This is a genomic window from Natronomonas aquatica, from assembly GCF_024449025.1.
GTDB classification, from domain to species: domain Archaea; phylum Halobacteriota; class Halobacteria; order Halobacteriales; family Haloarculaceae; genus Natronomonas; species Natronomonas aquatica.
The window spans coordinates 1-21873 of the sequence record NZ_JAHLKM010000017.1 but is presented as its reverse complement, the minus strand read 5'-3'; the positions used below and the strand labels follow the sequence as shown (position 1 = coordinate 21873).

Here is a 21873-nt window from a genome sequence, read left to right as displayed (position 1 = left end):
TGTCAGTGAGATAGATCGTATCGAATGACGGTTTACGAGATATTACACACTGTGTTTGTGTGGTGGTTTTGGGGTGACACAAACGTATTCTGGGCGTGTTCTTGCGGGCTATGTGGTGGTTGTGTACGGCGGGGTGGGTCTGTGTGAGGCTGCTGTAGACGGTCGGCTGTTTGGTTGGTTGGCGTTGCGGTGGTTGAGTATGGCGTTGAGAAGTAGGGTGTCTGTGTGGGTAGCTGTGGTGTGTGGCTGGGTTCGGGTGCGGGTTCGAGCGGTGTTATTCGGCTGTCAGGGCTGCTCGAAGCTCATTGAGTGTGAAGATGTCGGTCATGCCTGGGGCGTCGATGCCGCTGATCTGTTCGATTCGCGTGTTGGGGCTGTACTGTTTGATGCGTGGGCTTGGGTCGTTGAGTGAGTCGGGCGGGTCGCCTAATGGTTGGAGGACGGCGGTTTGGCCGCGGGAACTGCTTGGGACGACCCAGAGTGCGTGATCAACGTCAAGCGCAGCGAGTTGGTCGTAATCGGTGACGGCGGCGGTTCGGTAGTCGTTGTTTTTGCGTTCGGCTTCGCCGGCGAGACAGAGATCGCCATCGGTATCGAAGCCGGCGATATCGAGTCTGACCCGGCCGTCTAGGTCGGCCGCGTCGGCTTGTTCGGGAGTGAGTTCGTAGTATGGTTGGACTGACGTGACGGGAGAGGTGGTTTCGTCGACGTAGTGTTGCTTAACGTAGCGGAAGAGTGCTTCGACCATCACGCGATGGAGTAGCGATTCGGTGAGATCGCCGGTGCCGTCGCCCCAGTCGATGGTTTTGCGGTTGGACTCGTTGAGTATGTCTCTGCCCTCAGCGGTGACTGTGTAGTAGACGTATTGTTTGAGTTGGTCGCGGGTGAGATAGCCGGCCTCAACGAGCGGGTTGAGGGTGTCGGTGTCGATACTCAACCGGCGCAGTACGGCGGTTAGCTGGTTGTGTACGAGGTCGAGTTCGCATTGTTGGTGCCGTTTTTCTGCGATGTTGTACAGGAGTTGGAGGGCGCAGAGTTGTTTGGTGGTGACTGGTGCGGCATCGATTTCATCGGGTGTGAGTGTTACCCCGAGTTTGACAGGCGGGATTGTTGCGGCATCGATTTCGTCGCGGGTGGCGTGACACGTGATACTCTCACGGATGCCGTTGATGTCGGCGGTGTAGGTCCGATCACACGTCGTGCAGGTGATGGCGTTGCGGTCGGGGTCGTACGCGATCGGATCAGGTAATTCGTCGACGAACGGTAGGGTGGTCGTGTACCCGGTTGTGTCCAGTGTCTTGAGGGTTGCCGCGTCGAATTCATGCGGGGCTTCCGTGCCTGGCTCAGTGCCGGCGGCTGTCTCTGTCGCTGTGTCTGTGGTGGCGCCATAGGAGACGGTGTAGTGGTCGTCGGTGCGGGTTCGACACTGATCAAGGGCGTCTTCGAATTGGGTTTCTTCGGCGTCCGTCAACGGGGTGGGGCCGTCGGGGTGGCCTGCCGGTAGTGGTGCTTCGGCGATCATGTGTGGCGGGATCGACCCGATTTCGCGCATTGAGGCGGGTTTGAATAGCCAGCGGTCTAAGGGCAGTTCCGTGAGTCGGTTCCTGAGTTCGGCTTCGCTCATGGTGCTGTCGGCGAGCCGGGCGACGAGCGCGTCGTCGTTAGGAACCTGTCCGAGCAGGTAGCTTTGAATGTTGGTCAGTACTTCGGCTTCGGCGTTGCTTTCGGTGGTTTCAAGCTGACTGGGGAACTGCAGCATCGGGATGAGCCCGAGTTTGTGGCCGCGGCCGAGGGCGATGAGCGCTTCGAGGCGTGATTCAACGTGGAGTTGTGCAATTTCATCGATGAACGCAAGGACGGTTGGTGGTTCGTTTTCGGCGCGCCGGGTGCGCCGTTTGAGTGCCCACCACAGCTGTGACAGCAGTGTGTTCGCGATGACGCGTTGGCCGTCGTTAGAGAGGCCACCCAGATCAAAAACAAGCAACGCGTCTTCGGTGAGGAATCGATCGAACCGGAAGGCATCAGCAGGGTCGGCTGATGACTGTTCGAACATCGGTCGGAGGGCGCCGTTACCGTAGAATTTCTCGATGCGGGTGACCGCGCCTTGCAGAATTTGATCGCGGGTGTGTTCGGGGCCGTCGGTCAGGCTCGTGACGAGGGCATCGTCGACGTCGGTGCTGACCTCCGGGACAGTACCGTTGCGGCGGAGTTGATACGCCGCTTCGATGAGATGTGTGATCGGGAAGGCGTCCTCACCGTGGACCGGGTCGAATAACGCGCGGACGAGATACCGGATGACGTCCGGCGACCGGATCGCGTCGAAGCCGCTGGGTTTGACGTGATCAAGCAACTCGAGGAACTGATCGTTGAGTTTTTTGATGGCGAATTCTCGGTGGATGCCTGCATCGAGGTGCGGGCGGAGATCGAAAAACGAGATCGCCGGGACCGCCGCTTCGAGATCGAAATAATAGACATTCTCGAGGCTGCCGTGTTGTTTGTAGTGGGCCCGGAGGAGTTGTGTTGGCCAGCCGTCGCCTTTGGGATCGATCACGACCGTGGCGCCGTCGGTGGCGGCGTGCCCGCTTGTGACGGCGTGGGTTGCGGTCGTGGATTTGCCGCTGCCCGAGGCGCCAGCGATGAGGAGATGTCGGTTCCAAGCCTCACGGGGCAGCCCGACGAAACCATGGATCTGATTGTTTCGGTCGAGTTCACGGCCAAGAATTAGTGTCTCTTGTGTCATCTGAACACTATGTCTGCGTTTGGTTTCCCATGTTTGGTATGTCTGTAGATGTTTCGGGAGCGTCGGGTTCTGGTCAGTACTTTTCCATTCTTATTTGATTTTTGGTGTTTTTATTCTTCGTCCGATCGCTGAGGTGAGGTGTCCGTGTCGGCTCCAGCAGCATTTTGCTCTTCGTCGTCGGATGCGGTTGAGGCTGTGTCCTGTGGTGTGTCGTCAGCCGGTTCTGCTCGGAGTGCGTCCATCTGAGTGTCGGTCGGCCGATCCGTCGGGACCTGAGCACGAGACGTCGTGTTGAGCCCGCGCTGGGTGTCACGATTTCCTTTACCAGGGAGCAAGATGAAATTCCAGATCGTCTCGTTGTCGACTGTCAGGTTCGTTCGTTTTCGCTGCAGCGGAACGTAGTACCGGTGATTGGTTATCAGCTCGTGATTGTACATACGCTCGCGGACAGTGTCGGCGTCGACGTCACCCCACGACAACCACCCGGTGTCGATCGAATCAACTCGCTCAATTTGATACCTTTCGGAGCTGGCGGCGTCGATCATGGTGGTGATCTGCTCGAAGGTCCGTTCTGCTTGAGCCTCATCGTCTGCAGTGAGGACGACACGAATGTTGATATCAAACAGTGACGACCCGTTGAGTTCCTTGATCGACTCCAGACGCTGCGGATTTCGTGGGTGATTGTCCCCGTCGCTGTCGCTGTCGCTTTCGTCCTCCAATAAGAGGCCGATCGTCCTGATTGGCAGCCACTGATCGGCTCCGCTTTCGACCCGAGTTTTATGATTTTCGTAGACGATATCCGACTTGTTTCGTGGCGCAAAGGTGACCTGTACCACAGCGCTGAAATCGCCGGACGCAAGCACGCCAGCCACATTATCAATCGGAAGTCCGCGATCGTTTTCTCCGGCCAGCAGCTCTTTCGCCGGCTCTCCTTTTGTCAGTGTATCCCGAGGCTTTTTTTCGGTGATAGAACACTCCATGCCATACAGTGATCCCTCCGCCTCCGAGAGGTATTCGTTTATGAATTCCTCAGTCGAATCATCTGTGTTGTGCAGGGGAATTGCGTCTGTGTGGACCTCTTCAAGTGCTCTTTTGATTGTTTCGTTACTTCCGTTTTTACGCTCATATCTGGCGGTAAGTTTGCCAGACCTTGCACTTCCGAGCAGCAGTGTAGCTCGATCACCACCCTGAGTATCGTATGGTTTCAGATTCACAATCAGCGACAACAGCAACCACGTCGGTCCGAATAGAATTATCGACGTGATGAAGACCGTGACAGATAGTTGTATTTCGTACGACATCGGGATGGCTCCTCCAGAAAACGCTAACGGATAGCGACCGGGGAAAAATCGTTCTGCCCCGATGACGGCTACGAGTGCGATCAGGAGTCCGACGAGTCCGCTCGTAATACCTCTTCTTGTACTTGAGCGGAGAATCCAGGTGAGAGTGTTTCTGATTCGGCTGTCGTTCGTTCGGTGGCCAGTCAGCTGCTTCCCAGCCTGTTTGAGTTGCGTCGAATCGATCGCCACCCCATGAGCGTCGAGTTTGAAACCGTCTGTCTCCTCTGCTGACGTTTCATCGTCATGATTGGGCTTCCGCATCGTACGACAATATACTGGGCCCTCACATTTAAAATCTGGTTCTATTTCGTCCTCTTGAACTTGGGGACGTAATGTATATATTATTTCTATTATATACGCCCCGATCTTTTTATCCCCAAAATATTTAAAAGGTGGAAGCGATTATATGTATTAGAGACCAGCAAATCCCCCTGTTCGAGTTGGTCCCGATTGATAATACAGAACTTTACTCTTTCAGATCTTTGATCCGAGAGTGAGACCAAACATCGATATCGACTGGGGATGCCACGGTCCGATCAAAGATTTAGCCAAGGCCCGTTTTGATGGGGATCTTAACGCTGCGTATACCGCGGTTATCAAACGCGGATTAAAATATACCGCCGTCCCCGAAGACTCGATCGTGGTACCGGACGGTGAATACGCCTGCACATTTATCGAGAGTCATTCGGATCGCAGTACTTTCTCAACCCCAATCACCTTCTACCGAGGATTAAAGAACCGTTTACGTCTCGACTATACGTATTCTGCCAACCAGCGTTCGCTCGAGAGTTCCGAACTCACCAACGCACTTCGAACGATCGGCCGATACACGCAAGTTGATATCGATAATGCAGCGTTCTGTATTCGCCGACCCCGCGGGCTCTGGGCCGGCTTTGAATTTGGAAACTTCATCGCTGCGCTTGAGCAACCAATACACCGCTACCAACACTCACCGTTCGAGCAGATGGAACGAGAAACATTCGGCTTCATCTTTGATTGCGAAACCGGCACGATTAGTCTGTCTGGAACGTATATACCAGAGTTCGACGAAGTTCGCGACCTCAGCGTCCGCGCGTTCAGTATGTACCTTCCGATCGGAATTCAAAAAATCATCCCGACTATTTTCAACCATCTTGGAACGCGTATCACTCCCCCCACAGAGTTCACCGGCCAACTCCATAGCACGACCGAATCCCACCCGGTTGAGCAGACCCATGATGAATATGTCACCACTGAAGGGGTAAACCAACCGTTGGTGAAAGCAGTCAGCATCGAGAACCCGTTCGCCAACGGCTTACTTGAAACCACATCCGACGAGTGCCAACAGCCAGAGCATGTTTTTATGCACATCTCAGACAGTCTACCAGTAACTGAAGCCGAACAGCAACAATTCGTTCTTAATGAAGCTCATATCACAGGTCAGGAATTCGACGTCCTGAACATGTCTCTCCACGGCTCCGTCGAATCCCGATAATTCTCGATCGAGAAACCTATCAATAACCCGTCACTAATTTACAAAAGTACTCACATATATCCAGTTGATACCGGTGTTGTGCGGGTCGAAACGGCGACGTGTTCCGGTGTTCGTGTGGCTACGAGGGATACGTCGATTTGGGTACGTCGCGGAGGCTCCTCGAACGCCAGGCTGACGAAACCGCACTCGGGTTGATGGTACGGCTCGGGCACCTCCAATGGGACGACCACAACTGGTCGGCGTTATCAAATGCGCGTTGGAAATCTACTCGCTCGGCTCCGCCTCGTTTTTTAAATATCGACTCTCGTCGATCAGTCCGTGAAAAGAATCGCTCACCGACTTATTTACCGAATCGCCAACAACGGTCCTGAGGTTGTGGAACTCCAGTCAACCGGTTCGATAGGTTGGCTCACCGATCCCTGAGAGCGTATTTATGGAAGTGAGTCGTGGTCCGGTGTCGGTTAGCTGCCAGCCCGCGGCGAGCGACCCCTGCCGTTCTTGGCGGCTCTCCGCATCGTGGCCGTCCGTATCCGGCGGGTGCCGACGAGTACTCGCCGCCGTATAATACGATGAACGTACTCCTCTGTCCAACATCGACGATTCAATCCGTGTATCGATTACCCTTCAGCCACCGTGATTCATCGAGTGCCGACGTCGAGGAATTGACCGAATCGCTCGAACTGGAGGGTCACCGATGACGAGCGAGGATTCCTCCAGTGCGCCGTGGTTGGCGGCAGCTGCCGTCCTTAAGCGCCTCTCTGATTCGACCAATGGTCCTCGTACCAACGGTGGGAGCCGCACAGCTGACACCGCGACGGCGAAGACGCTCTCGACGCGTGGGAGTTTCGTGGTTTCCAGTCCACCGACCACTAACGTCGAAATCTCGGTTACCCCGTACGAGGATGCGATCGGGCTGCAGTTGACGACCGCAAGCGGTCACGTCACCGCTTTGTTGTCGGCCACCGACGCCGAGGCCCTCGCCGAGCGGTTGCAGGTCGCCGCCACCGAGTACTCGACTGGCAAGGTCGGCGACGAGTCCTGGCCCTGACCATGATTGGGAACTTCCGTCCCGACGGGAGTGATTCTATGAGCGGCCCCTCGCCGAGGGGGCAACAGCCAGCGATGAGCTCGGTGTAGTGCCCTCTTCCGCGGAGCCTTCTGAGCAAGATACCGATGAACAATAGACGTGGATCGAGAGGAAGCTGCGCTTTGAGTCAAATGAGTGTGATGTCATCATCGTCGCGATCAATGAGATCCCAGAGTGTAACCGTTGAAACCTGGTCGTCATATCCTAATGATGTTATTGCGGTTTCGATTGCCTCTCGAGCAAGCCGATCAGCGGTGATCACTGTCACGTTTTCGGGCTGTTTCTCATTGAGAATGTATTCGACAGCAAGCCCGGCAAACACTGGATCGGCTTTTTCAACATCGTGCTCGTCTTTTTCGGCTGATTTCGAGGCGATTGCTCGCCGGACGATATCTTGGGCTGTCGTCGCCTTGCTGTGTGCGACAGTTGGTGCTGTTATAACCTTCGCCCATCCCTCATCTTGAGCACGCTCCAATGCTGGTTTGACGTTTCCTTGTTCGATCTCCTCTTCGACCCGAGCAGGAACCAGCAGCGTCACGCCGGCACGCCGAACAACGCGACGAAACCGACGATGTTTGGCGGTTCCTGGATTCCCAATACTGATGAACACGTTCGCATCGACCAATGTGGCGTGTTCAGCGGAGAGCGGAGATGAACTTCCCATTAGCTCGATTGATCATTCAGCGTTTGGCAGCGACGCAGTCACGTCAATGTCAGTCTCGAATTCGATGTCGTCTGCAAGCTCCGGGAAAATCACGTCGAAGTAAGGGTCGTATTCGCGTCCGGCAGCGATCGCTGGCTTGAGTGCGAGGATAATACTGATCGCCTCACCAGTTGAGATACCAAGTGGATCAGCGGCCATCCGCTGGGTAGTCCGGTCTCCATAATGAAGCCCGGCCTGTCGAACCGCAGCAGCGAGTTTTCCAACACCGTGTCGCTCAACGAAGTATGAAATGTCTTCGTCGACTTCCTGTAGCGCAACGGCATGGAGGTGTGTCGGCGTCACCACGTGGCCATCAGTGGTGATTCGGACTGGGTCCGCTGTCACTTCCATCGGTCGTGTTCCCTCTATCGTAATGACACCGAGTGTCTCAAGTGTCTCAACGTGATCGTACACCGTGGTCTTCGGGATACTCAATGCGGCTTTGATCTGCGGTCGAGTAACTGGCCCATAGTAGCAAACATACACATAGACACGCGCGAGTTCTGGATGATCTAACAGCCGCCCGACGGTGGCAAGTTGATTGATCCCGGCTTCGAAATCCTGTGGGGGCGTCTCCGAGAGAGGATGCGGAGCCATATTCTCTAATACGAAGTCCTTGAATTTCAAACTTTCTTTGCTGGTCTCGATATCGTTCGGAGACGCACATACCGGCACGGCAGCGTGGTCGGCCTTTTCGTCACCGACAGGCTCGTCGAAGAGCCTGGCCATGTGCCAGGTGTTCAGGAACGTTTTATAATGCGGCGAAGAACATCGGATTCCGGTATCTGAGTGAGGACCTATCCAGCCCGGCGAGCCACAAGCGTTCGTCCGGGCAGGCCACGAGTCACCTGGCCTTAGTGTCGGGGACACTCTCACCAGCCGGCGAGTTTGCCGAGCAGGAGTGGGTGTCCACCGACAAGCCCCATCCTCAACAAGCGAGTGGTAGTTGATTTGCCCGAGCGCAGTAGGGTGAGGTCGTTGACGAATCGGTCTGTTGTCTCACTCATTGTATCGCTCTTCGAGATTGTCGAGTTCGCGCCAGAACTGGTCACTGTTGATCGGTGGCTCCGACGTTGCTCGTGCTTCCAGCACGCCCGCATACCTGTCGAATTCTTCAGGAGTCGGGTCGGTGGCAAGGATACAGTCGGCGTACCCATCGATAGCTGTCTGGATGGTCCGTGCGTAGTGGTCGTATGCTCCATCGATCCAGTTCGATTTCTCGTCGACTTCCTCAAACACCGCTCGATAGACGGTCGCAGCGGCCAAGTATCGGTCGCGGTCGCGGTACTGCTCAGCGATATCGAAAAACCGGGAGAAATCGATGGCCTCGAACACGACCGGGTCGGCGTGTTGCTCGAAAAGTTTCGCGATCTCTTCGCGGTACTCGTTGACCGATTTGTGGTCCTCGCCAAAGCGTGCGAGAAACTGGTCGCGCAACGCAGCGTGTTCGGCAAGTGCGTCACGGACGAATCCACGCAGGTCATCGGCCGATACGTCCTCGAGAATCGTCTCGATATCCTCGCTCTCGTCCTGTGGCGGGTTTGCGGCAATGTCCAGCCAAACCGCGACGACGTGCTTACACTCACCACCGCCATCGTACGGACAGGTACACCGTGTGTCGATGCTCCGCCCGCCGAACTCGACGATCACGTCGTACAGTTTCGATCCGTTGACGGTCGCAGTCACGATTTCATCAAATCGGTTGAGTCGCTGAATACGTCCCTCGTCGCGGTAGTTTTCCCCGCGCTCGAACACTGCATCGGTGCTCCGACTCCGGATCGTCTCCCTGTCAACGTTCATATCTCGTCTTTTAGGTGGAGGTAAATTCGATTTCGGTGCCGAACCGGCGGCCTGCCGACTCGGATCGGCCAGCGCCATCGTCAGCGTCGCCGCGAGCCGTCTATTCGTCGAGCGCGTCGAGAATTTCTCGATCTTCCTCAACAAGGCGATCGAGTTTCTCGTCAGCGGTTTCGTCTTCGGGACGGTCTTTCAGTGCCATTCGTGTTTTTGTGTATGCTGTCTCCCGTTTTCAACTCTTCGAGCCAGTTCACTTACTGCCGTTGTGCGTAGTATGGACGCCGATGATCGCCCCGGAGAGGTTCAGCCATTCATGACAGATCTCGGCATCGACGGGCGAGTGGGAGTATTGTCCCTGAAGGAAGTAGCGGAGAGTGGTTCATCGATCCCTGAGAGTGTATTTATAGAATTGAGTCGTGGTCCGGTGTCGGTTGGCTGCCAGCCTGCGGCAAGCGGCCTGTGTCGCTCGAGGTGGCTCTCCACACCGTGGCCGCGCGGGTGCCGACGAGCACTCGCCGGTTGACAGTACAATGACTGTTTTACTCTGTCCAACATCGACGATTCAATTCGTGTATCGATCATCGCCCAACGACTGTGACTCGTTGCGTGCCCCTGTCGAGGAACCAACTGAGTCGCTCGACCTGGAGGCCCACCGATGACGAGCGAGGAGCCCTCCAGTGCGCCGTGGTTGGCGGCAGCCGCCGTCCTCGAGCGCCTTCCCGACTCGACTGATGGTCCTCGTACCGACGGCGGGAGCCTCATAACTGCCACTGCGTCTGGGATGACGCCGCTTTCGACGCGTGGCAGTTTCGTGGTTTCGAGTCCGCCGACGACCGACGTTGCGGTTTCCGTTACTCCGTACGAGGATGCGATCGGGCTACAGTTGACGACCACGAGTGGTCACGTCACCGCCTTGTTGTCGGCGACCGACGCTGAGGCTCTCGTCGAGCAGTTGCAAACAGCCGCTATCGAGCACTCGACTGCCGACGCCGGCGGCGACTCTTGGCCCTGACTATGAGTGGGAACTTTTGTCCTGACGGGAGTGGTCCTGTGAGCGGCCCCTCGCCGAGGGGCCAACAGCAGCCATGGGTTCGCCGTAGCGCTGTCTTCCGCGGAGTCTTCTGATTAAGCCACTGATGAACGACAGACCTAGATCGAGGGAAGGATGCGCTTTGCGCTAATTAGCTTTGTTAACCCACTCGGAGAGCATCTCTAAGCGTGCTCGGCAGCCGAGCAAGATTTTAATTGTTTGAACCAGTAAACCATTCATGAACGTTGAAACTATTCAAAACAGAGAGCCAAAAGCGGGATCATACGTTCGGCTTCCAGTCCCGCTCGGTGAGCCGGAGGCATTCCGATACGGGGCAACTGCTGATATCTTACACATCCTCGTCGACAACCCGGATCGAGCCTTCACGAACCGGGAACTCTACCGAGTAACGGAGAACGGATTGAGTAGTGTAAATGCTGCCGTCGATACGCTCGAAGCACTTGGCGTGATCACTGTCAATCGATCTGGCCGGGCGAACGGTGTTCAGATGAATCCAGCGGCGCTTGTCAAAGCCGATGATCCAGTCACGACCATCCCACAAGCAGCATATCAGGCACCAGTCAGAACGATTCTCGATAGACTCGAAGAACGGGTTGGTAACGATATCGGCGTCGTCCTCTTCGGTAGCGTCGCACGAGGAAGCGCTGATCGAACGAGCGACATTGACCTGTTCGTCGTTGTCGAGGGCAACCGCATGCAGGCACAGCGTGAAGCCCACGCCATCGAACAAGAGATCGCTGAGGAGGAATTTGACGGCGATCGGTACGAGGCACACATCATCGTCGAACCCCAATCGTCGGCCGCAAACCACGATCGGATTGAGGCTATTTTCGTCGAAGGACTGACGCTCCGAGAGTCGCCGGCACTTGAGGCGGTGAAACAGGAGGTGTTTGGAAATGGGTCTGCATGAGGTCGTCGACGCGTTCGAACGTGCCGAACAGTTGTTAGAAGATGGCGAAACCGGGCCTGCACAGGACTCACTGTCCTGGCAGCGGGCTGACGATGACGCTGACATCCAACTCGGGAAGGCGTGTGCGATGCTAGGGACGTGTCGGCAACTTCGGCAGGGAACGAACAACTACGTGAGCATCGTCGAACTCTCGTTCAACGCGATCGAGCGATCGTTCCAGTTTTACCTTGTCGAGATGACAGCGACGGAATCCGCAGACTACAGAAAACACGAGGAAGTGTTCGATGACATCGCGGCACGAAATGTCTTCTCTGATGAGGATGTCGCCGATCGGATCGAAGCTTTCCGGTCTGAACATCATTCACGGTTTTATTATGATATCGACCGACCCGGTCGAGACTTCGCTATTGCGATGCATGATTTGGCGGAAAAAGTTCATCAGTATCTCGTTGAGTTTGCCGACGCCCACTCGCGGTGCAGCTGTGGCGAGCGAAAGTAATCTAATTCGTCCGCCAGCTCCTGACGACCCTTTGGAGCGTCAAGTGCTGTGAGAACCCAGAATCATCGCTTTCTTATCATATTATCTCAAAATTGTCTGAGCATTATTTAAATACCTTGGTAAATATAGGACAAATAGTAAGTTAGGTGGTATAATATTAGTTCTGTGTTTGATTAAATTGCCGTGTTGAATAGCGGTCTCTGAGCCACGGTGAAGCGACACCGATTTTGAGACTACTGGTATCAGCCTCTGATACACCAACTCAAATTCCGACCGTACTAGTCAACATCGCTATTCAACACAGCAGATTAAATTGGTCCGCTCGAACTCCAACTTGCGTACAAACTCCGGCTCGCGCAAGCGGCGGGTAGCCACAGCGGGAAGGATTTCGAAGATGCTCTCCACTTGTACTTGACATTCAAGGAACAATTTAATATGGAGCAGCTCGAATCTTACATTAAGAACCTCGGAGTAGAGGACTACTATGCTGAACTCAGAAACGTTTGACGCCGATCAACGGCAAAATACGGAGCGTCGGCGTGCGATGATCAAACAGTGGGCTGCGTACGTTCGGACACACGACGATAGTGAGTGGTCGCGTCAGCAAAATCGGCTTATCAATTCTCAGCTCCAGTCGGCAAACGAGATGGCGCTCTCCGGTGACACGGATCCTGTTCGGTTTGCCGCTGCTCGAGATCGGCTCCGTGACGAGTAGTCTCTTTTTGTGGAACAAGCCCAATCCACGTCAGTTCGCGGATACATTCGCCGTGTAAGAGAAAGCGACTGCCGTTCAATAGCTCTCTCCGGTGCAAAGAAATCGAATGATACGATCCATTGTCAACGGCCCCGGTACCACCCGACCGTTCGGTCAAGCCCCTCGCGAAGCGAGACGGCTGGATCGAACCCCAATTACTCGGTCGCTTCGAAGATCGGCTTCGGCGTGTTCGATGTCGCTGTCAACTGTGGACGGACGTATCGAGTGCGACTACATCCTCCCCGACGATGCCGACGTACCGCCAACAAAGTACGTTGCCAATGAGGACTACGAGTTCCGGCGGGCGACGCTCCATCGACGCAACGGCGATTGGTATCTCCACGCGTCGATGCTCAAAGAAGACGACGACACTGACACCGGCACCGGGCACAGAACAGTCCTCGGTGTGGACCTCGGTGTGAATCAACTCGCGGTCGCTTCGACCGGACGGTTCTGGTCGGCAGCCGAGTTCAACCACTGGAAGCGAGAATACGAGAAACGGCGTGGCGATCTGCAACAGTGCGGCATACGGGCGGCACATGAGGCGATAGCAGGTGTCAAGTGCAAGGAGGATGGACGCTTCGAGATATTGCTACACCGTGTCGCCAACGAGATTGTAGCCGAAGCAGTTGAACACGACTGTTCGCACATCGTATTCGAGGACTTGACGGACATTCGTGAGAACATTCCAGAGGCATCGTGGCAGCATCTGTGGGCGTTCCGTCGCCTTGTCGAGTACGTCGAATACAAGGCCAACGAGCAGGGCGTCGAGGCCGTGCAAGTAGATCCACGGAACACGTCGAAGCGGTGTTCGAGTTGTGGGTTACCCACAACGAGAACCGCCACGGCGATGAATTTGCGTGTCTGGATTGTGGGTATGAGAACCACGCTGACTACAACGCGGCGAAGAACATCGGTTTGCAGTATCTCCGGCGTCGGCAAAACGCAGACGACGGAGGCGCACCCGTAGACGTGCGCTTGAATCGCGGGACGTTGAACGTGAGTGGAGAGTACACTCTTCCCGCCTCATCCGAGGCGTAAAACGGGAGTCCACGCGAAAGCCCCACCCTCAACGAGCGAGCGGGGCTGTTGCCCCCGAGCGAAGTAGGATGGGGTCGTTTACGCCAATACACGGTCGGGGGCCGTATCGCCGGCTATTTCGATATCGAGATGGACGCGGTCATACGGGATCATGGGCCGCTTCGACCGCCCATCTGTCTCGAAATAGACGATGTGATGATCTGCGAGCACCTGGACATCGCTGTGCACATCGGCGTAGTTCCGGTCGAGACGGTCAGCGAGACTGGTAATACTCTCGGGCGTGTCGGTCATGATGGCTCGCATCACCTCAACGCGGCGATCGGTCAGTAGTTGCCGGACATCGGCAATGCTTTCGAACGATCTGACGGCCACATTTGCAACACCGTCTGTCGTCGACTGGTCGCGTGCCTCCTCGAAGACATCGGCGGCAGACTCAACGGTTATTCGAAGCGTTTCCGGGTAGGTTTCTGCGCCATTTGCATCCAGTTCGTGGGCGTTCGGGTTCTCATTCATAGTTTTTCACCTCGGTTTCGAAGGCAGCAAGATGGCTGTCGAGATCCTCGAATTCGAGCTCTGAGACCTCTTCGTCACCAGCCACCCATTCGTGGCGGTGGTGGTGGCCCGCACCGTGCGTCGGGACCTGGGAATTGTCATACCGAAGGAGACTGTCGCCAGTCGTCGGGTCATAGTAGTGGAACCGGTAGTTCACACCGCCGGGATACGCGGAACTTTCGACGGCAAAGAGCCGGATTCGAGTTCCGTCCCGGAGAGTGTGTTCGGCATCAACCAAAACATCGCCATCCGCCATCTCTAGTCCTAATTATAAGCCGATCAAGTATAAATTATTGGGCTATAGGCTATATGCCTATATCAAATCGATTGTGGCGTGGGATACCAACTACTCCATATGCTGGCCATCGTATTTAAACTGTAGCCGGGCGATTTCTCCTGTCGTCTCAGTCACTGCTCCCATTTCGGTCGCGGAGGTCCCGGTAACTCGTCAGTTTGTTCTAATAACTCATCTGTCGTCAGCCACGGATAACACCGATCTTGCAGTTCGAAAAGCCGGAAATCGTTCAACTGGACCCAACTGTAGGACGGGACCTCCGGCTTCTGTTCGGCCAGCCACGCTGTGAGTTCCTCGACAGTCACCTCGATCCCAGTGGCACTCGCCCGGTCGACAAGCGCTGTGAGTTCGGACTGTTTTGTCTCCTCATCAACGTCGGTCGCCGTCTCGATTTGGGCCGCTGCAAGGAAGACATCTTCTTTCTCCTGCAGCTTGGGCTCCGTTTCCCAGTGGTAACCTCGCGGGAGAACATACGCTTTGCTGAAATATTCGGTCTCGGACAGTTTTCCTAATTCATTAATTTCGCCGCCGGCGTCCTGTTCAATAACACTCGCAACATAGTCAGCGAGCGCTGCTGTGAGGTGGAATTTCACTCGGAATTCTGGTATTCGCGGGATCCCGATATCACCTAAATCACCGATCAAAAACGCATAGGTCCCATAGCGGCGATTGAGTCGGTCGCTCACTGATCGAACCCGTCGGATATAGGGGGACCGATAGCTGCCCAAGACGAGATACGCCGTCTGATCGCGTTCGTAGATCGCTGGGAGTTCTTCGTGAGCCCACGAAAGAATATCCATCGCCTCTGCCGGATTGATCTCAACCTCGCGAAGTGCGCGACGAACCGCTCGCATAATCTGGCCGGCGTTCGGCGGTACAGACGGGACTGGCATACAACGACCCACGACCAACTCAGTAATACGCTTTTCGATTGACTTAGCCAATTTGCAAATTACTCACTTAGTTACACCAAAACATTATATGCCGTGCCATGATATAATTCACTATGAGCCATACGGCGGGCGACGCCTTTGAGGATCCATTCGCCGAGCAACGCGAAATGCGAGCATTGCTCTCCCAAGAAACCCGCCATCTGATCGTCCAGTGTCTGTTGGGCCACCCGCAGCACCTTGCGTCGCTGGCCGAACTCGCCTATATGATCGAAAAAAACGACGGAGCGATTCTCGACCAGCTTGAGACGCTCCAAGAGGCCGGGCTCGTGGACGTGTACGTACATGAGCCGAACGAATCGACACGTGATCTGCCGTCGCGATTTTGGGGGCCAACTGAGCGCGGCGTCGAAGTGCTGTATGAGCACAACTTCCTTCGCGGTGTGCCGGTTGCTCGCGCAGTCTACGAAGAGACGACCAAGTCAGCAAAGACTCGCCGGCATGAAACGGCGCCACGACCATCGCTTCCGGCTCCCGTCCGAGAGGCGCTTGAATTTGAGGAACCCCCTGCCGGCGATATAGAGTGAACGGTAGCCATCCAGCGACTACCGGTTCGAGAGGCTGGGTCACGGGTTAAGCGTGTATTTTTTTGGATTGAGTCGTGGTCCGGTGTCGGGTAGCTGCCAGCTTGCGGTGAGTGGCTCGTGTCGCTCTAGTGGCTCTCCACATCGTGGCCGTCCGGCGGGTGCCGACGAGCACTCGTCGATTGACAGTACAATGAATGTCTTACTCCGTCGAACGCCGACGTCCCAGTCTGTGTATCGGTCATCGCCCAACTACTGTGACTCGTTGAGTGTTGATGTCCTAGAACTGCCCAAATCACTCGATCTGGAGGGGCCCCAATGACGAGCGAGGAGCCCTCCAGTGCGCCGTGGTTAGCGGCGGCTGCCGTCCTTAAGCGCCTTTTCGATTCGACCAATGGTCCTCGTACCGATGGCGGGAGCCTCGTAACTGACACTGCCTCGGAATCAACGCCACTCTCGACGCGTGGCAGTTTCGTGGTCTCGAGTTCGCCGACGACCGAGGTCGAGATCTCAGTCACTCCGTATGAGGATGCGATCGGGCTGCAGTTGACGACCGCAAGCGGTCACGTTACTGCCTTGTTGTCGGCCCCCGACGCTGAGGCCCTCGCCGAGCAGTTGCAGACAGTTGCCGCCGAGCACTCAACTGCCGACGTCGGCGGCGACTCTTGACCCTGATCACTGAACTGGTACGTGAGTCGTTTCACACCGTGTTCCCGATAATCTTTCAATTATGCAAGAAGGTACAAACATATATGCGTATCGAGGGCGAACGATATCGAAAGAGGTGCCCAGTATGTCCGAGTCCTCACGGGACGGCATCGAGTCGTGGACCGAGTCAATGAGCGCTCGCGAACGCATCCGGTCAGTCGCTGAAACGCTTCAGGAACCGCGATCAATCAATTGGATCAGCGACCAGGCCGATGCCGCGTGGAGTACGACCAACGAGGAACTGCAAGAACTCGTCACGCAGGGACAGCTTCGCCGTGTCGAGGCGGGCGAGACAACGCTCTATCAGCCGGATTATACGCGGTTGCTTTTCGACGAGATCCGAACGCTCATCGAGGAGAACACGCGCGAGGAGCTTCGTGACGAACTTGCGGCGATCACCGACGAGATCGAGACATGGCAAAACACCTACGAGGTCGAGACGTGGGAGGAGCTCGAACAGTCACTTGCTGATAGTGATCTCTCAAGTGTCGAGATCCGCGAACGCCGGGACGTGATTGCATTCTGGCAAGAAAACGAGGCGGATCGTCGGCTCATCAAACATGCGTTGAAACTCTACTCGGATGTCGAAGCTGCCCGTGAACAGCTGACGAACGTTGCCGACCGCGCTAGGAGCTAACCGTTATCTCACTCGCATCATGATTTTCCTCGCTGGGCGTGACCGGTATACACAGCGTACCCTTCTCCGAGATATTCGCGACCGATTGACGAAGCAGGCTGGGTGTGAAGAGGTTCGGTACCGCCCTTCTCGACGACGACCTCGGTACGTGATTGCAGATATCGTACCGACAACGTTCCTGGGTCAATCGTATGACGGTGAGAACGCACGGGTGGACGTCCGCTTCTGGTATCCTGCCGGTGTGGACTACGAATACTACCGCATCAACTGGATCGAACCGAAGCGGCACTTCATGCTCGGCTTTCATCGGGATGCGGATCACGATGATCTCGGCCCCTGTCATATCCAGCTTAATTACGAAGACACGCCCGTCGATCGGTATCCGGCGACCGTTCTCGATGCGCATCCACTCTCCGTGCTCGAGGCCCGCATCCAGCAACTTCCATCAGCAGTCGATTCGATCCGCTGGGACGATGGCACCCCCTCGCTCCCGACATGGCCAGTCTAGACCGCCAAGTGAGATCGGGGTGAGCCACTCAAGCTCAGAGCGGCGGTTGATGGTTATACGTACGATAATATTATCGTGGAGATAACGTGAACCGCCTCGGTGTCAAGCCCCAAGGTACTCTGCCTGCTATCTCTGCGAGAGGACTCCGAGCAGTGGACGTGATATCGACTTGTTCTTGACGATCCAGTTGGAGCGTCTTGCCACTCGTATTTGTGAACTTCTGATCGAAGACGATACGAGAGAGGATTTCAAGAAAATCTTCTTTCGTGTACTTGCCGCACTGCTTGATGCGGGTCGAAACGGCGACGTGTTCTGGTGTTCGTGTGGCTACGAGGGATACGCCGATCTCGGTGCGTCGCGAGAATCATCGGCCAGAAAAAAGCCGGGTGCTTTTCGGGTCTTGTTGGAGTCTCGCCCAACACTTATGCTGTTGGCTGCCATCCCAACACGTAGGGAATGCCGCAGGAGCCGCTCTTCCAGTACACGCACGTCGAGGCCGGCCTCGTCGAGAACGTCGTGCTTCGGCCGACTGCTGACACCGAGACATACCCCTCGGGCTGGAAGTACACGCTCCACTTGGGCACCCTCGATGACCTTACGCTCGTCCGGTACGACAACTCCCATGAGGACACGAAGGGCCACGAACACCACACCGCAGCCGGTGACAGGGCCGATGTCGAATTTCCCGGGACGGAAGACCGACTCGTCGAGTTCTGGGCGAGCGCAGACGAGTACTGGGAGGCCGTTGGCGGCGCCCCGCCCCGACCACACTGATCGAACACCACCCGACCCACCGATATCCTGACAATGACCACGCTCCACATCACCGTTGGCGACCGAGACCAGCTCCGCCAAGACGCGCTCCAGTTCGTCCAAGATGCCGACGCCGACGATCTCGACAGCCGAGATGGGAAAGCGACGCTCCAGTTCGGAACCTACAACGACTTCGTCGACAGTCTCACCCCACTCCGGCTTGAGCTCATCCGAGCGATCGCAGAGGGGTCCCCCGAAAGTATGCGTGAGGCGGCCCGCCTCGTTGATCGCGACGTGTCGGATGTCCACTCGGATCTAAAACAGCTCGAAGTGCTGGGTATCCTCACCCTCGAAGCGGGCGGCCCCAGCGGCGCGATCCAACCCGTCGTCCCGTTCGATCGAATCGAGGTTCACATTGACTACCCGCTCATCGATCGCGACGACGCCGATAGCGCCCCTGCGAGTGCCTAGCGGGAGAACTCAGCGTTCACGCCAGGGAGGATATCATTCGGTGTTTTTCCAAAGTGTCTCAATCCGGTCTCGAATATTGGCAAGCGTCCGGGTGAGCATCGCGGCAGGATGTTGTTCGGGCGGCGTGTCCGCGATTGCGTCTGTTGACCGTGCGTCGGGTGGCGGGTGAAAGTGTGTCCGTTCCGTATGGGGATTCGGATGGCGGTCCCAACGGCATTGCCAGGTTCCGCCGGCATGCGTCTCGATGTAGTGGAAATTGTAGTCATCGTTTGTATACCACCGTATCTCGAGTCTCGCCGCTGTAATGTGGGCCGGATAGCGGTCGGGATCGCATGCTGCTTGGATCATCGAAAGCAGGCCGCCCGTTCGTTCGGCCGTGACGGTGTCGATCACCGGATGCGTTCGGACTCGGTCGCGGATGCTCCGTAGCACAGCGTCGTCAACCGGAGCGACAGAGCCGGACATCGCTATGCCGGAAGTTGGCTGTCTTCTCGCCGGGCAATTCGGAGGGCTTCTTTGTGGCGATCGATCGATTCACGAATCGAGTGCCATATCGAGAGGCTCTCTAACCGATCTTCCAGTTCGGCATGCGTTGCTTCTCCCGGGAGATCGACATCCTCTGGCGTTGGGGCATCGAACTGCTGTTGAAATTGCTCAGCCTGCGTTTCTAAATCGGCAACGGCGTCGAGGAGTTCCTCTACCGTGTGATTCTCCGCGAGTTCGTTCGCTCGTCGCCAGCGAAAATACGCATCATTACGGACGTACCGTGCTCCGCGGCTGTTCTCACGCTTCCGAATAACGCCGAGCGTAACGAATGCATCCAGATGCTTCCGGGCGGCGTTTGGTGAGCACGCTGCCCGCTCTGCGATCGTTGCGGCAGTCGCTGGCTCTTGGAGACCCGTGATCACAGCCCGAATCCGTTCTTGCGTGTCCTGTGAGTTTGTCCAGTCCTCGCGTTCTTCGGTGAGCGCAGCCTCGTCTGGTTCTGGACCAAAGTCGGACATGCTCGAATATATGCGCTGTAGGCGCAAATATCTTTGCAACGGCTCTGTATTGACGGTTTTTCACCGCCTTGTCGGATTGTGGACGTGTTCCGACTCAGGGCGGGAAAGAAGGGCAGGAAGGAAGCCGACACGATCTTCCACAACCGCTAGATTGCGGCGGCCCGATTCGCAACCGGCTCGGTTTTTTGATCGGGCGCCGGTAGTGTCAACTAGTGATACAGTCACATACGTTGTCGGTATCGCGGGCCGCAGTAGCCCGGCTGTTGAATGGCGAGAACACCGACCCAGAAGGTCGTTCGGTACAGGCGTGTCGATGACGAACTCGATTTAGAGTGACGCGAAAGGTCTATATCGATTCATTATAGACGTAGTAGTATGCCGGTGAACTGGGAGGCGCAACGCGAGATGGACCGCGATGTCGAGGAAAACGCGGACCTGTATGCCGTGCTGGCCGACGAATCCGACGACGAATAGTTACTGTTCTTCTGCGTTGACGACCCGAAGTTCGTCATCGAAAAACCGCACCCAAACATCGTAGAGTTCGTCTTTTCGATAGAGCGTGTCCAGCCGAATCGTCTCGATCTCACGGCGAACAGTGTGTGACTCCTTTCGGGCTTCCCGCAGTCGACTTAGTGACCAGTCGGCGTACTCGATACTGTTCTCAGCTAAGAGTCGTCGGAGTAGCGCAACGGCTGTCCGGTGGTTCGCATCAGGAAAAAGTGTTTGCCGACAACCGCGTGCATCCAGCCGGCACACTGCTCTTCGAGGGGCCACTTCATCGGGAACTGATAGAGGACGCGCCGGAGGTCCCCGTTCCGAGTCGCCCAGATCTGGTGCCGGAGGTTCTCGAGTGACTCGTTCCCGGTCTGTTCGTATTCCGTGTTTCCTCGGAGAAACTTGGTATTCCGGAGTTTAAAGTCCTCGGCATCGAGAGCAGGTGACCTCCTCCGCGTCCTGAAGGACGCGGCTTCCCGAACCGCACTGCAAGCGTTGGGATATTTGCTGGTCTACGGTCGTACCTGCTCTTGTGGGGCGACTCTCCCCGTCTGTTTATCGAACAGGCGGACCGATGGCTGGGCCAGACAGCCGTTACTCCTATCCGTTGCAGGACTCGGAGTTACCGTCGTTCGCATGTTTTCAGCCGCATTACAGTCGCTATTCGCAACCAAGCCACACTCTTCGCAGACGTACAACCCTCGCTCAACACGGTTTGAATCGGCTTTCATGCCACACTCACAACACGTTATCGACGTAGCCAACTCGTATTCATCAACCCGCTCTACGTCAATTCCGCGTTCTTCTGCCTTGTACTCAATGTGACTGAGCAGGGTTTCGAACGCCCAGTCATGGAGGCGCTTGTTTCCGTGCCTGCCCCAGTCTTCATCCCCGCGGATGTTCTTCGGGTGACCGACTGCAATCGTTCCAACAGCACGGTCTGCACACTGCTCAACAATATCTTTCGAGAGGGCGTGCAGGAAGTGATCTTGCCTCCGGGATTTCTTGTCTCGAGCCCACTCAGCATGGTTGCTGGGGCCGTTCTCGCCTTCCGTGTCGTATTCAACCTGCCGGAAGTAGTGGGCGTCTTCTTTCAACGCATTGCCCGGATACAGCAGTGTCTCCTCACCAACAGAGACAGCCGCCGTGTTGCAGATCCCGAGATCGACACCTGCTGTCTTCTCACCAGATCGGTCGGCTGCATCGATGGCAACCTTACAGACGAAATGCAATTCCCACTGCTGTCCGTTCCAGACAGCACGGACCTGCTGGACCTCTTCAACGTCGGTCAGATCAGCGTCTGGGCCTGTTTCATACTCACAGAGGATAAAATCAGCCCACCCGTCTTTCAGGTTCTTGCCTTTCGACAGTCGGACCTGCTGGTGGTTGGGGTCGAGTTTGAAGCCATCTTCTTTGAAGGTGACAGTGCTACGCGGTCGTTCGTCTCCGTCTTTCCGGTAGCCCGGCGGGTTAGCGTCTGGGTCGTCTTGTTCGAACCAGGAGTGGAAAGCGCCAGCCAATTCTTCGACGATTGCCTGACTTGATTGGGCGTTCAAATCTTTCCAGCACGCTTGGTTCTT

At 56.1% G+C, this 21873-nt stretch carries 24 protein-coding genes; 13 read left to right on the top strand and 11 right to left on the bottom strand.

Features of this window, described 5'->3' with window-relative positions:
• Positions 1–274 precede the first annotated feature (274 nt).
• Together KM295_RS11755 and KM295_RS11750 are read right to left on the bottom strand one after the other, a co-directional pair.
• Complete coding sequence (locus KM295_RS11755; protein WP_256030150.1) at positions 275–2740, bottom strand: type IV secretory system conjugative DNA transfer family protein; 2466 nt, start codon at positions 2738–2740, stop codon at positions 275–277.
• A 110-nt stretch (positions 2741–2850) separates the two neighbouring features.
• Positions 2851–4341 carry a hypothetical protein gene (locus tag KM295_RS11750; protein WP_256030149.1) on the bottom strand — a complete coding sequence of 497 codons (1491 nt, stop codon included), beginning with the start codon at positions 4339–4341 and terminating at the stop codon, positions 2851–2853.
• A 232-nt stretch (positions 4342–4573) separates the two neighbouring features.
• Here KM295_RS11750 and KM295_RS11745 point away from each other — a divergent pair, with 232 nt between their 5' ends.
• On the top strand, positions 4574–5554 hold the full coding sequence (locus KM295_RS11745; protein ID WP_256030148.1) for a hypothetical protein: 981 nt from the start codon (positions 4574–4576) through the stop codon (positions 5552–5554).
• 694 nt (positions 5555–6248) lie between these two features.
• Positions 6249–6602, top strand: a complete 354-nt coding sequence (locus tag KM295_RS11740; protein WP_256030147.1) for a hypothetical protein — start codon at positions 6249–6251, stop codon at positions 6600–6602.
• A gap of 166 nt (positions 6603–6768) precedes the next feature.
• On the opposite strand, the gene KM295_RS11735 is transcribed toward KM295_RS11740, so the two are convergent.
• From KM295_RS11735 to KM295_RS11725, 3 genes are all read right to left on the bottom strand, one after another.
• Positions 6769–7266 (bottom strand): PIN domain-containing protein, encoded by a 498-nt coding sequence (locus tag KM295_RS11735; protein ID WP_256030146.1) that lies wholly within the window; start codon positions 7264–7266, stop codon positions 6769–6771.
• 51 nt (positions 7267–7317) lie between these two features.
• Positions 7318–8073, bottom strand: a complete 756-nt coding sequence (locus KM295_RS11730) for a winged helix-turn-helix domain-containing protein (RefSeq protein WP_256030145.1) — start codon at positions 8071–8073, stop codon at positions 7318–7320.
• A 270-nt stretch (positions 8074–8343) separates the two neighbouring features.
• Positions 8344–9144, bottom strand: coding sequence for an SWIM zinc finger family protein (locus KM295_RS11725; RefSeq protein ID WP_256030144.1), 801 nt, complete (start codon positions 9142–9144; stop codon positions 8344–8346).
• A gap of 652 nt (positions 9145–9796) precedes the next feature.
• On the opposite strand from KM295_RS11725, the gene KM295_RS11720 reads away from it, so the two are divergent.
• The 5 genes from KM295_RS11720 (at position 9797) to KM295_RS11705 (ending at position 13325) form a co-directional block, all read left to right on the top strand.
• The gene (locus tag KM295_RS11720) at positions 9797–10153 is read left to right on the top strand and encodes a hypothetical protein (protein ID WP_256030143.1); all 357 of its coding nucleotides are present in this window, start codon (positions 9797–9799) and stop codon (positions 10151–10153) included.
• Positions 10154–10409: 256 nt separating this feature from the next.
• Positions 10410–11102, top strand: coding sequence for a nucleotidyltransferase domain-containing protein (locus tag KM295_RS11715; RefSeq protein WP_256030142.1), 693 nt, complete (start codon positions 10410–10412; stop codon positions 11100–11102).
• Positions 11089–11601, top strand: a complete 513-nt coding sequence (locus tag KM295_RS11710) for a DUF8154 family protein (protein ID WP_256030141.1) — start codon at positions 11089–11091, stop codon at positions 11599–11601. Before KM295_RS11715 ends, KM295_RS11710 begins: the two co-directional genes overlap by 14 nt.
• A gap of 484 nt (positions 11602–12085) precedes the next feature.
• On the top strand, positions 12086–12316 hold the full coding sequence (locus tag KM295_RS17205; protein WP_472924549.1) for a DUF8150 family protein: 231 nt from the start codon (positions 12086–12088) through the stop codon (positions 12314–12316).
• Between the two features lie 232 nt (positions 12317–12548).
• The gene (locus tag KM295_RS11705; RefSeq protein WP_418904789.1) at positions 12549–13325 is read left to right on the top strand and encodes an RNA-guided endonuclease InsQ/TnpB family protein; all 777 of its coding nucleotides are present in this window, start codon (positions 12549–12551) and stop codon (positions 13323–13325) included.
• A gap of 149 nt (positions 13326–13474) precedes the next feature.
• Here KM295_RS11705 and KM295_RS11700 read toward each other — a convergent pair whose 3' ends face one another.
• The 3 genes from KM295_RS11700 to KM295_RS11690 all read right to left on the bottom strand — a co-directional run bounded on the left by KM295_RS11700 (position 13475) and on the right by KM295_RS11690 (position 15136).
• A complete protein-coding gene (locus KM295_RS11700; RefSeq protein ID WP_256030139.1) occupies positions 13475–13909 on the bottom strand; it encodes an HVO_A0114 family putative DNA-binding protein in 435 nt (144 codons plus the stop codon).
• Entirely contained in the window at positions 13902–14204 is a 303-nt protein-coding gene (locus KM295_RS11695) for a toxin-antitoxin system TumE family protein (RefSeq protein WP_256030138.1), read from the bottom strand. The genes KM295_RS11700 and KM295_RS11695 overlap by 8 nt, the downstream gene beginning before the upstream one ends.
• A gap of 152 nt (positions 14205–14356) precedes the next feature.
• Complete coding sequence (locus tag KM295_RS11690) at positions 14357–15136, bottom strand: DUF8170 family protein (protein ID WP_472924548.1); 780 nt, start codon at positions 15134–15136, stop codon at positions 14357–14359.
• Between the two features lie 113 nt (positions 15137–15249).
• On the opposite strand from KM295_RS11690, the gene KM295_RS11685 reads away from it, so the two are divergent.
• The 6 genes from KM295_RS11685 (at position 15250) to KM295_RS11660 (ending at position 18794) form a co-directional block, all read left to right on the top strand.
• Complete coding sequence (locus tag KM295_RS11685) at positions 15250–15720, top strand: ArsR family transcriptional regulator (RefSeq protein WP_256030136.1); 471 nt, start codon at positions 15250–15252, stop codon at positions 15718–15720.
• Between the two features lie 315 nt (positions 15721–16035).
• Positions 16036–16386: a hypothetical protein gene (locus KM295_RS11680; RefSeq protein ID WP_256030135.1), complete on the top strand. Its 351-nt coding sequence runs from the start codon at positions 16036–16038 to the stop codon at positions 16384–16386.
• 124 nt (positions 16387–16510) lie between these two features.
• Entirely contained in the window at positions 16511–17062 is a 552-nt protein-coding gene (locus KM295_RS11675) for a DUF7342 family protein (protein ID WP_256030134.1), read from the top strand.
• 19 nt (positions 17063–17081) lie between these two features.
• Positions 17082–17570: a hypothetical protein gene (locus KM295_RS11670; protein WP_418904791.1), complete on the top strand. Its 489-nt coding sequence runs from the start codon at positions 17082–17084 to the stop codon at positions 17568–17570.
• 456 nt (positions 17571–18026) lie between these two features.
• Positions 18027–18344 (top strand): toxin-antitoxin system TumE family protein, encoded by a 318-nt coding sequence (locus KM295_RS11665; RefSeq protein WP_256030132.1) that lies wholly within the window; start codon positions 18027–18029, stop codon positions 18342–18344.
• A 33-nt stretch (positions 18345–18377) separates the two neighbouring features.
• Positions 18378–18794 (top strand): HVO_A0114 family putative DNA-binding protein, encoded by a 417-nt coding sequence (locus KM295_RS11660; protein ID WP_256030131.1) that lies wholly within the window; start codon positions 18378–18380, stop codon positions 18792–18794.
• A gap of 33 nt (positions 18795–18827) precedes the next feature.
• On the opposite strand, the gene KM295_RS11655 is transcribed toward KM295_RS11660, so the two are convergent.
• From KM295_RS11655 to KM295_RS11645, 3 genes are all read right to left on the bottom strand, one after another.
• A complete protein-coding gene (locus KM295_RS11655) occupies positions 18828–19187 on the bottom strand; it encodes a toxin-antitoxin system TumE family protein (protein ID WP_256030130.1) in 360 nt (119 codons plus the stop codon).
• 74 nt (positions 19188–19261) lie between these two features.
• The gene (locus tag KM295_RS11650) at positions 19262–19798 is read right to left on the bottom strand and encodes a DUF7342 family protein (protein ID WP_256030129.1); all 537 of its coding nucleotides are present in this window, start codon (positions 19796–19798) and stop codon (positions 19262–19264) included.
• Between the two features lie 1007 nt (positions 19799–20805).
• On the bottom strand, positions 20806–21873 hold a 1068-nt coding region (locus KM295_RS11645; protein WP_256030128.1), incomplete at its 5' end, for an RNA-guided endonuclease InsQ/TnpB family protein.